The sequence below is a fragment of the Paenibacillus sp. N3/727 genome (genome assembly GCF_022637315.1).
Classification (GTDB): domain Bacteria; phylum Bacillota; class Bacilli; order Paenibacillales; family Paenibacillaceae; genus Paenibacillus_AQ; species Paenibacillus_AQ uliginis.
Map to the genome: position 1 here is coordinate 5089184 of NZ_CP093336.1, position 13810 is coordinate 5102993.

Here is a 13810-nt window from a genome sequence, read left to right on the forward strand (position 1 = left end):
GCATATAAGGAGGTACGATCGATGCAGTTTCTCGGGCATGTCGTTCGATTTATCGTTTCCGCCCTTGTTCTAATGCTTGTCGGGTGGATCGTTCCCCAATTCAGCGTTGGCGGATTTGGTAGCGCCCTGCTGCTGGCTCTGATTATTGCTGGTTTGGGTTGGATTGTTGAAAGTGTGTTCGGGACACGGGTCACACCATTTGGACGGGGAATCGTCGGTTTTCTGATCAGTGCCCTGGTCATTTACGTTGCCCAGTTCTTTATTCCCCATGTCAGAGTAACGGTCTTGGGAGCTCTTCTTGCCGCACTCGTCATTGGAATCATTGACCTGTTTATCCCTATCGCATGGCCTTTCGATGAGACCAAAAGCGAACAGAAATAATCTGGCTTTCAAAAAAACAACGCCCCTGTTCCTTTATGAACAGGGGCCTGTTCATGTCAAGAGTAATCTCTTCTATTCTTGTAAGTTCACTAATTATTCATATTCATTTCTGCGCACAAACCATTTTTTTACGTTATCATATAGAAGTAATTGACACAAAATATTAATAGTTAGGAGAGGATGATATGAAAAAAACGCTTGCATTAATCACATCCTGCATGTTGCTTCTTCTTTTGGCGGCCTGCGGCGGAGATAAAGAAGCTGCTCCAACCAACGGAACCGGAGTAACAGATACAGGCGTCGCACCTGAAGCAGAGCTTGTAATTAGCGGATCAAACTACCAGTTTGATCAGCCTGAGTACACACTTAAAAAAGGTGTTCCTGTAAAGATCACTTTCAAAAATGAAGAAGGCAATCATGGTGTACTGATTCCTGTACTTAACCTGCAACTCGACAGCAAAAATAATTCAGCTGTTGTAACACCAGATAAAACAGGCGAATTCGATATCTCCTGCTCCATCATGTGCGGTCCTGGACATACAAAAATGATCTCCAAACTTATTATCGAAGAGTAGGACACCTCTTTTCGATCATAAGCACGATAATAACCTCCAGAATTCCAAGGGAAAGTCACTTGTGAATCTGGAGGTTTGTTTTATCCTGAAACGAATTTCACAGCAATGTTTCCCGTGACAAAGTTCTCGGGTGTCAACGGTGATCCTGCTCAATCAATTCAATCCATTCATTATATTCAACCTGAAGCTTAGAATACTCTTCCTGAAGCTTCCGGTGTTCCTCCTCCAGCTTGTCCGACTTCTCACGCTGAATTTCAATTTCTGCTTGCAACAGTCGATGTTGATGCATTACCAACTCATACTGCTCACCTAGCTGAGAAAGCTCCTCTGACGTGGCTTTCTTCTCATCTTCCAGCAGTTCACACGTCTGACGGGACGCTGCTACTTCCTGACGCCAGGAGTCCATCTCCTCCTTCAGTGTCCCCTCCGTCTGCTCCCATTGTTCCCGTTCATTGACCAGAGTCTCGTATTTACTTCGCCACATAGCCAACTCTTCCTCTGCCAACCTTAGAAGCTCACTGTGTTCTTGTTCACGGTTTTCTCGTTCAGATGCCGACTTGCGTAGCTGGTCCAACTGACCGGATACGGTATCATATTCTTCTTCCAGCATGGCGTACAGTTTACGGGTCTCTGCCTCCTGGGTCGAAGCCTCTCGGCTACTCTTCTCCAGCTCTTCGACTTTGAGTTGAAGTTCACGCCGCTCCTGTTCAGATGACTGACGCCGGGCCACGTCACGTGCCGCTTCGTCTTTCAGAACATTCAATTCTTCCTGAAGAGTCTTCATGCCCTCTTCTAAAGTTTCAGAAACCTCAAGCGCTTCAACCATACGCATTTCTAAATCTCCGATTTCCTCTTTACGCTGCTCAGCAAGAGTACTCCATGATTTGACCTCAGCATTCAGACGCTGAATATCATCATGCAGCTTGCGGGAACTTTGGTTCGCATCTACAACCAACTTCTGGAGCCGGCGTCGTTCTTCCTCCGACTTCACAGCCTCCTGCTTTAGAGAATCCCGTTCTCTAGCTAACTGTTCTGCATTATCCTTGGAAGTCTTCAGCTCCTTGGTGGAACTTTCAAGCTGCTGCCGTGAATGTTGAAGATTCTCCTTCAGCTTGGATGACTCTCCCTTTAGTGTGGAAAGCTCTTTCTCCGTTACAGTCAGACGGGATTGCAGGTTGTTCGCGTTACTTTGTTGTTCCGCAAGTTTCTTCTCGAAGGCCTGAATAGCCGTTTTATGCTGCTGATCCTGCTGTGCAGAAGACTGCTTATAGTTCTGTTCCAGTTGTTGAACAGACTGAGCATGCTTCTGCTCCGCCTGCTGGAAAGAACGCTTGTAATTTTGCTCCAACTGCTCTGTGGATTGCTTATGATTTTTTTGCATCTGCTGGATCTGCACTTCATGCTGACGCTTCATTTCCTCCAACGCCTGTTTATGACGCTTCTCCAAATCACTACTCTGTTGGGTAAGTCTCTGCTCCAGCTGCTGTTTCTCCTTCTGGATATCTGCCACCCGCGCAGTTTCTTTTTGTAGAAGCTCTTTCATACGCTCGGATTCCGCAGTTAAATTCTCTTTTACAGTTCCAAGCTCTGATGCAAGCAGGGTCTGTTCATTAAGTTTGCGTTCAAGCTCTTCGTTCTTCTTCTGGTAAGATTCCTGTTGCTCTAATTGCAAAGTTTGAATACGGGCCAATTCGGAGCGAAGTTCACTCCGTTCAGCCGTAAGAAGTTTAACCTCATTCTGGAACTGCTGCATTTGAACAGCTTCCTCAGCCATATGCACGGCAGCAAGTACGGCAATCCTAGGCGTATCCAAGCGGGAATGAGCCTTCGATATAGTGCGCATACGATCATCGACATAATTGGCTACCTGTTTCATATAATCACTGCTGCTGCCAACTAGTTTATAGGAAGTTCCGTAAATTTCTACGGTAACACGTGTACGATCCGGTGTAGTCACTGTTGTGCCCTCCTTCTATTGTGTGTTGATTCTAAGGTGTCTTTACGGTCTTTCCTCTTTCTACATTATATATGAGAAAGTCTTTCTAGACGAACTCCAAGTAAGCTAGACCGTATTTTCAAGTGTATATTTATCGATCAGGTAGTATGTTCTCCTGACTATCAAGATATCTTAAATGTAAAAGAAAAACGTCATCGACGTACCTCCAAAAGAAGACAGACCGCATTTAGCGGTAGTTTTTCTTGCGAGATCAGGATGCACTTTACTCCGGTGTTTATACTTTCTTATCTTAAAAAAAACCGCATCGAATGTGTAATTCGATGCGGCTTTCCCCAATTCCTTCTATTTTCTCAATTCCGCGCCAAAAGTTTGCTCTAGCGCCTGAACTGCTTTTTCATTTGCTGCCGCAACTTCCTCATCGGTAAGCGTCCGCTCATGATGACGATACGTGAGGGAAATAGCCACACTCTTCTTTCCTTCACCCAATTTGCTGCCGGTGAAGACGTCAAACACCTGTACATTCTGAAGCAGCTCGCCTGCATGTTCGTGGATAACTCTGATAAGCGATCCAGCTTCTACCGCTTCATCGACTACTACCGCTAAATCTCGTTCCATAGCCGGGAATCGCGGAAGATCACGGTATTGTACGCGGCTGCTAGCGAGTTCGTAAAGCGGATCCAGCAAAATTTCAGCTACATACGTATCTTCGAGATCTTTATCTTGCTGAAGCTGAGGATGAACCTGGCCGAGTGTTCCAAGCTTCACTTTGGTACTTCCGTTCTGAACATATACGGATGCAGAACGTCCAGGATGAAAGCCGTCAGGCTGGTCAGCCGCATAAGTGATCTGCTCGCCATCCAGACCAAGCATTTCAAATACCGTTTCTAACGCACCTTTCAGATCGAAGAAATCAACCTTTTCAGGCTGCATATTCCACTGTTTGCTTCCAAGGCGTCCTGTCAGAAGGAGTCCAAGCACAGGACGTTCCAGCGGTTGCTTTGTTAATGTATCTTCATGTGTATGGAACACGTTTCCGATCTCAAACATCGCAAGATCCGGATGTTTGCGGTTAGCATTGTAAACAGCGATATCCAGCAACTGTGGAATCAGGCTTGTGCGGAGTACGCCACGATCCTCGCTCATTGGCATCGCCAGCTTCACCGCTTTTCCTCCGTCCCCGAGTGACGTGAACGTTTCCGACTGCTGAGGGTGGATGAATGAATATCCAAGTACTTCCTGCCATCCAGCGTGAGTCAGCATACGACGGATTCCACGGCGGATAGCCTGTGATTTCGTCAATGTCCCCGGTGTCGTCGGTCCTTCAATTGCAGTTGTAGGGATATTGTCGTATCCGTAAAGACGGGCAATTTCCTCAATAAGATCTACATCTAACTGAATGTCACCGCGACGAGTTGGAACTTCCACCTCAATCAAACCGGTAGCCGCGTCACCACATGCGAAATGCAGACGGGCAAAAATCGTTTTGACTTCGAGCAGGGACAGGTCAGTGCCGAGACAAGAGTTCAGTTTCTCAAGAGAAAGCTCAATCAATTTCGGTTTGGAATTAACTGCTCCAGCTTCTACAATCCCTTGATGCACAGTTCCTCCGGCATATTTGGCTATTAAGGCAGTCGCACGATTCAGTGCCGGAATGACTCTGGCTGGATCTACTTCTTTCTCAAAGCGGGAGCTTGCTTCAGAACGGAGGCCCAGCTGACGTGATGTTTTACGAACCGTTCCACCATCGAATTTTGCCGATTCCAGGAAAATGTTTACCGTATTGTCTGTCACTTCAGAATCCAGTCCACCCATAACGCCTGCCAGAGCTACAGGTTTACCGCCTGCTGTAATGACCAGCATATGCGGCTCCAAACGTCTCTCCTGACCGTCAAGTGTCGTCATCGTTTCGCCGGCTTTAGCCATACGGACAAGTACAGAACCATCAGTCAATTGATCACCATCAAATGCATGCAGCGGCTGTCCGTATTCCAGCATAACGTAGTTAGTAATATCAACAATATTGTTGATCGGGCGAACGCCGGCAGCCATCAAGCGATTTTGCATCCAAAGCGGCGAAGTGCCAACTTTAACGCCTGTAATATAACGGGCAGCATAATGAGGACACTGTTCTTCCGCCTCAATCGATACGGAAATATGTTTCGCCGCCGGATCACTAACTTCTACCAGTTCCTTCTCAGGCTTAGGGAGAGTGATTTCTCTTCCCAGAATCGCACTCACCTCATACGCAGCTCCCAGCATGCTAAGACAATCGGACCGGTTCGGAGTCAAATCCAGTTCAAGCACTTGGTCATTAAGTCCAAGCACATTTACAATTGGTACGCCGACATCTGTTCCTTCCGGCAGCACTAATATTCCTTCCTGCAGCTCTTTAGGGAGCAGCTTATCATTCATGCCAAGCTCTTTCGCGGAACAAATCATGCCTTGTGAAAGGACGCCGCGCAGCTTCGCTTTTTTAATATCCAATCCTCCAGGAAGCTTTGCACCAACCATAGCGACAGGCACCTTTTGACCTGCATCCACATTCTTAGCGCCGCACACGATCTGCAGATCTTCTTCTTGTCCAGCATCCACGATACAAATGTTCAGTTTGTCCGCATCAGGGTGCTTTTCTTTGCTCTTTACATATCCAACAACTACTTTATTAATTCCCTGATTGCGATCCTCGATCACGTCGATTTCGATACCCGCCGAGGTGATACGACTTGCCAGCTCTTCAGCTGGTACACCTTCCAGAGAAATATAATCAGACAACCATTCCGTTGATACTCTCATTACCGTTCACTTCCTTCTTTTGTTTAAAGTTATATCCGTGCGAACTGTTTCAAGAATGACATATCGTTATTGAAGAAATGACGGATGTCATCAACACCGTATTTCAACATCGCAATCCGTTCAACACCCATTCCGAAGGCAAAACCGCTATACTGCTCCGGATCATATCCACCCATCTCCAGTACCTTTGGATGAACCATTCCACAGCCCAAAATTTCTAGCCAGCCTGTGTGCTTACATACACGACAGCCACTGCCCCCGCATCTCACACAAGATACATCCACTTCTGCACTCGGTTCTGTGAACGGGAAGAAACTCGGACGAAGACGAATTTGTGTATTGTCCCCGAACATTTCGCGTACAAATTGCAACAGAGTACCTTTTAAATCACTCATGCGAATATTGCGTCCGATCACAAGCCCTTCAATTTGGTGGAACTGGAAGGAGTGTGTTGCATCGTCATCATCACGACGGAATACACGACCAGGACATATAATTTTAACAGGCGTTTCGCCCTTCATGTCCAGCATCGTGCGAGCCTGAACCGGCGATGTCTGTGTACGCATCAGCAAGTCTTCAGTCAAATAGAAGGAGTCCTGCATATCACGAGCAGGGTGGTTCTTAGGAAGATTCAGCGCTTCGAAGTTGAAATAATCAGTCTCTACTTCAGGGCCTTCCGCTACACGGTATCCCATCCCGATAAAAACATCCTCGATATCTTGGATAACTCTGCTCAGCGGGTGAACCGCACCTTGAGCAAGCTTGCGTCCCGGCAGTGTAACGTCCACTTTCTCCGCGCGCAAGCGCTTCTCGGTTTCCTTACGCTGAAAAGCCTCCTGTTTACTTGTAATGACTTCTTCGATGGCTCCCCGCACTACATTTCCGACCTGGCCGATAACCGGACGCTCTTCAGCGCTAAGAGATCCCATCCCTCTTAAAATTTCAGTCAAGGCACCTTTTTTTCCCAAGTACTTGACCCGCAGATCATTCAAACTTTGCGGATCTATTACCTCCTGCAGTTGGGCCAATGCCTCCTGCTTCAATGCTTCCAATTTTTCTTTCATAGCCTCTCATGCCCCCTTCTTTCATCTCAGTGACGTACAAAGTAGTTCAACTCAACAAAAAAAAGCCTTTTCTCCCGAAAGGGACGAAAAGACCGTGGTACCACCCTTGTTAGCACGCTAATACATAACCCGAACAACTTCCGTTATTCAGCAGCTATCAAGCCGCATGCTCACTTTAACCGACATAACGTGTCGGAACCCGTTATCCCCTACTGAACAGCCACAACCGCGTTCAGGGAACTGCTCCGGAGCGAACTTCAACAGCCTGTTTCCATAGAAACGCTCTCAATCTGTGGCGTCTCCTCCCTGTAAAGAGGCACTGCTTACTCTTCTCCATCTACGCATTTACATTTTTCAGCATATATAGTCTATATTATATTCAATTATGCCTCTCATGACAAGTTCATATGCCTATTTTATAGATGAGTAAAAAGTACTCAGTGGATCAGTGTCGATCAATCAGCATTTCAGTTTCTTGAACGAGCTGACCCAGCATATTTACACCTTCTCTGGTGCGGTCTTGCTCTGAAGACAGGAGCGTCATAATTTTATCAATACGCAGCTTGTAATCCTTCGGTTTCATTTGAAAACTATCCACTAAGGCAACCGCTTTTTTCTCATTGATACAGTATTCCTTATTCTTTGCGAACAGCACCTGATTTAAGCAGGATATCGTCCGGAAGCAGCACCCCGCTACATATGAGATATCATCTTTGTTAACATTGCTGTCAGCGTGCATCAAGGAAAAAGATGCTTCGAACCTGAAATATCCGATTATCGCATCCTGCAATGCTTTGGGGTAAGGTGTCGTTTTGGCTTTTAGATTTCGTATTTTACCGATTGGGTCCACCAGTACTCTACATATCGATATTTCCCCCATGTACATTACATTTAGAAAAGCATGTGGATGGCCAGCATGATAATGTGTTGATACTACGCCTGACATACATTCATCAATGACGCCCGAAACTCTGTGAATATCTCTAAGAATCAGGTCGACATGATACCCCTGGACAGCAAGCCAGCCCCCGGCATTTACCCATGGACCCCAGCCGCCTAATGGCGTAACTAATTTCCCTCTTTGTTCATCATCCAATTTTTCAGCTACTCGATTCATCTCTTCGATATCAAAACCAGCCTGTTCATCGTAATAAATACCGATATCGATATCTGAGGTCGGCTTATGGTTGCCCCTGGCTCTTGATCCGCCAAGAACGATACCGATCACCCCGGGTATATGTTCCAGTTCGCGGCTAACATACTGTACGATTTCATCTACAGTCATTGTTGTCATCTCCTAAACCAGATTACTCATGCGAAAATAACATCAGTTAATCAATGACCCCGCATCATGCTGGGTTCATTCCCAATCATGATGCGGGAGAGCTTAGCCACGCAACTGTTCCAGCTCATGTCGCAGCACACGTATTTCCAACAATTGCTCTGCTTCTTTATCATTGCTGTCCGGCGTGGTTTCCAAAAGCTCCTGAATTCGGAACTCCAGCTCCATCCGCCGGTTCTCCTTCTGACTGTCCCCCCTGATAACATGGGTTCGAGACATCTGCTCCTCTTCCTCTTCAGCACTGCCTTCATACCATACGGGATCTTCTCCCGGATTCAGTGTAAGCAGTCGATTCGCCAGCTTCCGAACGAGAAAACGGTCATGGGACACAAGCGCAATGGTACCAGGGTAATCTCCAAGCACCGCTTCAATCACTTCCCTCGTATCCACATCGAGGTAATTGGTTGGTTCGTCAAGCACCAGGAGATGAGCACCGCTAAAATACAATTTCAGAAAAGCGGCTCTGCATTTCTCACCCATGCTTAAATCGCCTATCTTTTTGAATACATCATCCCGACTGAACAAAAAGCATCCCAGTAGTGTTCTCGCCCGGCTTTGCGTCATGTCGGGGAGCATCAACAAACTGTCCAGCAGGGTCGTTTCTAAACTTAAGCCTTCCAGCTCCTGTGAGAAATATCCGATTTTTAATGCCGGATGATGCACCACCTTACCTTCAGACGGCTCGATCTCACCCATCAGCAACTTGAGCAGCGTTGTCTTGCCACTTCCGTTAGGACCGCGAACCGCCAAGCGATCACCACGGGACAATTGAAAAGAAAGCTTGTTAAAAAGAAGCCCTTCTCCAAATCCAAAGCTTAGATCTTCTACACGAATCAGCATTCGTGCACCCAACGTTTCCCCGCCAAGCTTCATATTGAGTTTAGAATCATTCCGTGGCTTATCCACACTCTCGGCTTCAAGACGCTCCAGCGCCTTCTGCTTCGCATGATAGCGGGAAATGTTCTTTTTCGCTTTAGCCTTGTAGAAACTCGCTGTGATTTTCACTTCGTTGTTGTCCCCAGCCGAATTATGCGCCTGATGAAACCACTCTTGATACCTCCGGATGGATTCTTCCAACGCTTTGCGGGCGAGCTCCTGCTTACGGTGCAGCGCCTCCTGTTCACGCAGTTCTCGCTCCTTCTCCTGCCGATATGCGCTATAACCACCTTTATACCGTTTCAAGCCCTCGGAAGATAATTCACAGATTGCAGTAGCTACCTTATCCATGAATACCCGGTCATGAGATACGAACAAAACGGTTCCTTTATAGGAAAGCAGCCATTGTTCCAGCCACAGGAGGCTCTCCCCATCCAGATGGTTGGTCGGCTCATCCAACAGAAGAAGCTGTGGCTCTGATACTAACAAGGCAGCGAGTTGAGCCCGGGTCTTTTGCCCTCCGCTTAATTCTCTGAAAGAGACGGTCCACAGCTCAGAATGAATCCCGAGCATGGTCATCGCTTTTTCAACCTCGGTTTCCCACTGAAAACCATTTTTTGTCTCATATTCGTCAAGCAGCTGACCGTATCTTACCAGCAGCTCTGCACTCTGGTCCTGACTGGCCTGTTGCATTAGCTGCTCTAGCTCGGCTAATTCGTGCTTCAGATGCCATAATGCTTCGTTACTGCCTCGCCGAACCGTGTCCAGCGCCGACATATGATCCTCCGGCCGGTCCTGCTGCTTGAGCCAGCCCCAACGATTGCGTGATAAACGTGCTTCAACACGTCCAGTTGTTGGTTCCGTATCCCCTGTCAATATGGACAAAAGTGTCGATTTCCCCGAGCCGTTTCTGCCAAACAGAGCAACCCGTTCCCCTTCAGCTACCTCTAATTGAATATTTGAAAACAGTGGAGTTCCTTGCAGTTCAATGCTAATGTCGGAAGCCTTTAATATAATGGTCATATTCCTCATCCTTTCCATGTGAAAACTCACGAAAAAACCGCAGACGATGTCTGCGGCGGATGATTGGAAAAGTGTATATCTGAAATAAGTGCGAGTTTACAGGGAATAAGTACTTATGCTGTTCATTCCGCACACAGCCACTTCATTGGTACACCAAAGAAGCAATTACCCCTATCAAATCTCGCCGATTCATACGAACGAAGTTCACCGTATCATCTTTTTCAGACACACCAAGTCTTTCCCTCTACCGCCGTAGAGAAAACGCCTGCATTAACGCTTGCAGTTGTCGAAAGAAAGGGTGTCTTACTTCATCGTATAGGTTACCTCACAGTTCTTGGAATGAATTGGTCTCATTATAACAATAATCTTCCCGTCATGTCTACATTTATTCCCCTTGATCGAGCTTCACACCGCTGCCAAGCCTTTGCGCCTTAGCCCAATAATAACCCGCAACCCCTATGTCGAAGATCGCTAGACCCATCGGGTTAAAAAACACCGTGTTTTCCGTCCCTCTGTGAATGAGTGCGTCACGGCATACGACATCTGCGAGCGTACAGACATCCGATAACTGCAATCCATACTTGAGATGCAGCTGCTCTACATCTGTATTTTCACGACAAACTTCATTCCAGTCGTCAACTACGATTGTTTTGACATGTGCAACGGACCGGGGTATATAATCACGAAGGGATACGCCTAGCAGCAGCACTCCCTCCTTCGGGACCTCATCGATGTACCGGTTAGCCGATACAGTGCAGGTAGCGATGATGTCGGCATGACGGTATGGGATACGCCAATCATCCGCTATAATCGTAATATTCCGCAGTTCGGCGGGAACGGTTGCCGGATCAATTCCTCTCAGATCGTACAAGGTAACCTGCTTCAGCTTATCACCAAGGATCGCGGCGCACATATCAAGATGGAGTCGGCCAATTGGCCCCCAGCCGATAATCCCGAGCCTAATCCCTGCGGGCTGCCGAGCCTCCACATAGGCTTTTAGCATCACACCACTGACGGCTGCCGTTCGGAGTCCGCTCAGTAGTCCGCTGTTTAGGAAAGCTAGCGGCTCCCCGGTTGCCGTATCGTTCAAAATTATCGTATTATGTGCCCTTGGCAGTCCGTGGAGATGGTTTTTCGGGAAGCTTGCAATCCATTTAATCCCGGCCAGGTTGAAGCTCCCTCCCACATAAGCTGGCATCGCGATGATCCGATTCTCCGGATTTCTGAATCTCAAATATGGCTTTAACGGATGCACACAGTCACCCTCATCCTCAATCCGGACAACATCCTGAATGATGCCAGTCAACACACGCCAATCTATTCCTAACTCCTGAATGTGGCTGTCGTTCAGGTACAGCATAGACTACTCCTCCTGTAGTAAACGGGGGGCGAAGCCAATCTCCCGCTGTACCCAATCATCGTTATATATGGTATCCATATACCGTTCGCCACGGTCTGGCAGGATCGCTGCACATACAGCTCCTTTCGGAATATGCGCTTTCATGCGAAGAATCGCTGAAATGACACCACCGGATGATGCACCTGCCAAGATGGATTCACTGATAACCAGTTGACGGCAGCCCTCAACACAGTCCCGATCGGATACATACTGTACCTCATCCGCAATCCCCTGGTGATAAAGCCCCGGAACGATGCCTGCACCGAGACCCGGAAACTGACGAGCACCTTTCGTTCCTCCAAAAATAACGCTTCCTGCGGCATCAACCGCTACGATTCTTGTACTCAACCGCCTGAACCTGATATAATCCGAGCAGCCTCGAATCGTACCACAGGAGCTGACACCGCAAAATAAATAATCGATAGAACCAAGCTTATCGCAGATTTCCCTCATCGTCATCTCGGTGTGAGACAGACTGTTGTCCAAATTCCCATACTGATTCGTCCAATAGGCATTCGGAATTTGCTTGACCAGCTCACTGACCCGGCGAATTCGAGCCGGCAAAAACTCCCCCGTCTGCTCGTCAGGCTCAGTTACAAGATCGATTTCCCCACCGAAACTGCGGATGATGCTCTTGTGCTGCTCGGTCGTCCGGGGATCAACAACACATATAAAGCGTAAGCCCAGATAGCGGCATAGCTGGGCCAAACTTATGGCCAAATTCCCTGAGCTGGATTCTACTATGACACTATCCTCCGTAATATCGCCGCGACGGATCGCTTCCTTCAACAAATAGAGCGCAGGTCGATCCTTGGCACTTCCCCCGGGATTCATTCCCTCCAGCTTTCCGTATACTTCAAACGGCTCCCCGCTAAACAGTCGCGACAATCGTATGAGAGGTGTACCGCCAATCGCGTCAACAATTCCTCCCTCAAGCTTCATTCAGATCCCTCAACTTTGTCATAGTAGATTTTTTTATGTTTAACCCTACTTCGCTGCTCTTCATCTTGAAAGCTACCGTACATGACCTGAATCCGACCGAGAATTCCTGAACGAATCATCGCTTCAATCTCCGGTATGCGTTCCTCCAATTCTTGTCGAACGGCCTCCAACAGCTGTCTCGACGCCTTTGATTTGTTCGTATGTTTCTGTCCATTTAACTTTTCTGATCTGTGTCCGTTCGAGCAGTTCGGATCGTCGAGACTGTACACAACCACCTTAAGCTCATTTCCATCCATATAAACACGAACACTGCTCAATCGCCCCATGTGCCGATTAACGACATCTTCAATATCGTAGATACTTATTTTCTCGCCGTGCTTCAAATCCGGTCCGATTCGTTTGACAATGCTTTGAAAGCTCATTCGCTCCACACCATCCACGATGATGGGACGCAAATCCCGAACCACGTCATACGTCACATAACGAAGTGCAGGGAAAGATTCCCTTGCCGTCGATGTCAGAACGAGTACTTGTTCCTGTTCGGGTAACGGCTCCCCGCCTTCTCCGAGCACTTCCGTCCCGACTCCTTCAGCAATCAAGCCTTCGGTTAGCAAATAACGTCCATACTGGGGTGAGTAATAGGCCAACGTCCCCATTTCAATAGATCCGTAAGTATCCGTAATCCGCTCCACAGCAATGCCCAGACGTTCCGCGGCTCGCCTTATCCAGCCAGCCGGGGCCATCTCCCCTACGAGAATGACATGACGGATTCCATACGACTCGGGATGCTCGGACGATAGCAATATACGATCCAAAATGGATGGCATTGTGTAGAGCACTTCTGGCTGAAAGCTCTGCAATCGAGCCAAATGCTGCTCAATAGGCAGGGTATAGGGAATTGACGTAACCTCCATCCCCAATTGTCTAAATACCCGGGCAGCCGTCGCTTCCGCATGACCGGTTCCCATATCCGCCAAAGCGGTTCGATAACCGGCCGAGCCCATAATTGTACGGAACACATCCAGCTTGATTCTCATATATGCTGCTTCATCGGTTTCGGAATAATAAATTGCTTTGCGCCTGCCTGAGCTCGTGCCAGAGGTGCGGTATTCGTAAAGACCACTCGATCCGGCAAGCGGATTCTCAGAGGAGTAATAGTACCTTTCCAAAACAGGAGCGGTTATAAGTGGCAGTTGTTCTAATTCAATTCTCTTATCCTTCTGCAGTGATTCGAGCCATTGGACATACCAGGGACAGTACACTTTAATTCGTTCAATAATCCGATGTAAATCTTCAGACGAGATCATAAACAGACCTCCTCTCTCATTAGGCAAATCGCCCTGCTTTACAATCCACTGTATGCAGCGTGAGTTGGCGATGTTCTTGCGTCTATGACGGGATTAATCCTGTAATTAGGGCTATATTTAATAATTGCAGCTATATTTCCGCAATGTAGGC

General features: G+C 47.6%; 10 protein-coding genes and 1 other annotated feature. Of the genes, 2 read left to right on the top strand and 8 right to left on the bottom strand.

Annotation, left to right across the window (positions count from 1 at the left end; all coding sequences use genetic code 11):
* Positions 1-21: 21 nt before the first annotated feature.
* On the top strand, positions 22-381 hold the full coding sequence (locus tag MNQ98_RS23665; protein WP_241930441.1) for a phage holin family protein: 360 nt from the start codon (positions 22-24) through the stop codon (positions 379-381).
* Positions 382-566: 185 nt separating this feature from the next.
* Positions 567-956 (top strand): cupredoxin domain-containing protein, encoded by a 390-nt coding sequence (locus MNQ98_RS23670; RefSeq protein ID WP_241930442.1) that lies wholly within the window; start codon positions 567-569, stop codon positions 954-956.
* Positions 957-1089: 133 nt separating this feature from the next.
* Here the strand turns inward: MNQ98_RS23670 and MNQ98_RS23675 are convergent, their stop codons facing one another.
* The 8 genes from MNQ98_RS23675 to MNQ98_RS23710 all read right to left on the bottom strand — a co-directional run bounded on the left by MNQ98_RS23675 (position 1090) and on the right by MNQ98_RS23710 (position 13659).
* Positions 1090-2913: a cell division protein ZapA gene (locus MNQ98_RS23675; protein ID WP_241930443.1), complete on the bottom strand. Its 1824-nt coding sequence runs from the start codon at positions 2911-2913 to the stop codon at positions 1090-1092.
* Positions 2914-3255: 342 nt separating this feature from the next.
* A complete protein-coding gene (gene pheT / locus MNQ98_RS23680; protein WP_241930444.1) occupies positions 3256-5706 on the bottom strand; it encodes a phenylalanine--tRNA ligase subunit beta in 2451 nt (816 codons plus the stop codon).
* 29 nt (positions 5707-5735) lie between these two features.
* Positions 5736-6770 (bottom strand): phenylalanine--tRNA ligase subunit alpha, encoded by a 1035-nt coding sequence (gene pheS, locus MNQ98_RS23685; protein WP_241930445.1) that lies wholly within the window; start codon positions 6768-6770, stop codon positions 5736-5738.
* Positions 6771-6846: 76 nt separating this feature from the next.
* Positions 6847-7119, bottom strand: a binding site (T-box leader).
* Between the two features lie 96 nt (positions 7120-7215).
* On the bottom strand, positions 7216-8055 hold the full coding sequence (locus MNQ98_RS23690) for a nucleotidyltransferase domain-containing protein (RefSeq protein WP_241930446.1): 840 nt from the start codon (positions 8053-8055) through the stop codon (positions 7216-7218).
* 102 nt (positions 8056-8157) lie between these two features.
* Entirely contained in the window at positions 8158-10011 is a 1854-nt protein-coding gene (gene abc-f, locus MNQ98_RS23695) for a ribosomal protection-like ABC-F family protein (RefSeq protein WP_241930447.1), read from the bottom strand.
* A 385-nt stretch (positions 10012-10396) separates the two neighbouring features.
* Positions 10397-11371, bottom strand: a complete 975-nt coding sequence (locus tag MNQ98_RS23700) for a 2,3-diaminopropionate biosynthesis protein SbnB (protein WP_241930448.1) — start codon at positions 11369-11371, stop codon at positions 10397-10399.
* A 3-nt stretch (positions 11372-11374) separates the two neighbouring features.
* Positions 11375-12352, bottom strand: coding sequence for a 2,3-diaminopropionate biosynthesis protein SbnA (gene sbnA, locus MNQ98_RS23705; protein WP_241930449.1), 978 nt, complete (start codon positions 12350-12352; stop codon positions 11375-11377).
* On the bottom strand, positions 12349-13659 hold the full coding sequence (locus tag MNQ98_RS23710) for an AMP-binding protein (protein ID WP_241930450.1): 1311 nt from the start codon (positions 13657-13659) through the stop codon (positions 12349-12351). The genes sbnA and MNQ98_RS23710 overlap by 4 nt, the downstream gene beginning before the upstream one ends.
* Positions 13660-13810: the final 151 nt, after the last annotated feature.

What these genes read in the sequence shown, in the direction of transcription:
- MNQ98_RS23665 (WP_241930441.1), top strand. Translation starts at nt 22, where the DNA reads ATGCAGTTTCTCGGGCATGTCGTTCGATTTATCGTTTCCGCCCTTGTT.
- MNQ98_RS23670 (WP_241930442.1), top strand. Translation starts at nt 567, where the DNA reads ATGAAAAAAACGCTTGCATTAATCACATCCTGCATGTTGCTTCTTCTT.
- pheT (WP_241930444.1), bottom strand. Translation starts at nt 5,706, where the DNA reads ATGAGAGTATCAACGGAATGGTTGTCTGATTATATTTCTCTGGAAGGT.
- pheS (WP_241930445.1), bottom strand. Translation starts at nt 6,770, where the DNA reads ATGAAAGAAAAATTGGAAGCATTGAAGCAGGAGGCATTGGCCCAACTG.
- MNQ98_RS23690 (WP_241930446.1), bottom strand. Translation starts at nt 8,055, where the DNA reads ATGACTGTAGATGAAATCGTACAGTATGTTAGCCGCGAACTGGAACAT.
- abc-f (WP_241930447.1), bottom strand. Translation starts at nt 10,011, where the DNA reads ATGACCATTATATTAAAGGCTTCCGACATTAGCATTGAACTGCAAGGA.
- MNQ98_RS23700 (WP_241930448.1), bottom strand. Translation starts at nt 11,371, where the DNA reads ATGCTGTACCTGAACGACAGCCACATTCAGGAGTTAGGAATAGATTGG.
- sbnA (WP_241930449.1), bottom strand. Translation starts at nt 12,352, where the DNA reads ATGAAGCTTGAGGGAGGAATTGTTGACGCGATTGGCGGTACACCTCTC.
- MNQ98_RS23710 (WP_241930450.1), bottom strand. Translation starts at nt 13,659, where the DNA reads ATGATCTCGTCTGAAGATTTACATCGGATTATTGAACGAATTAAAGTG.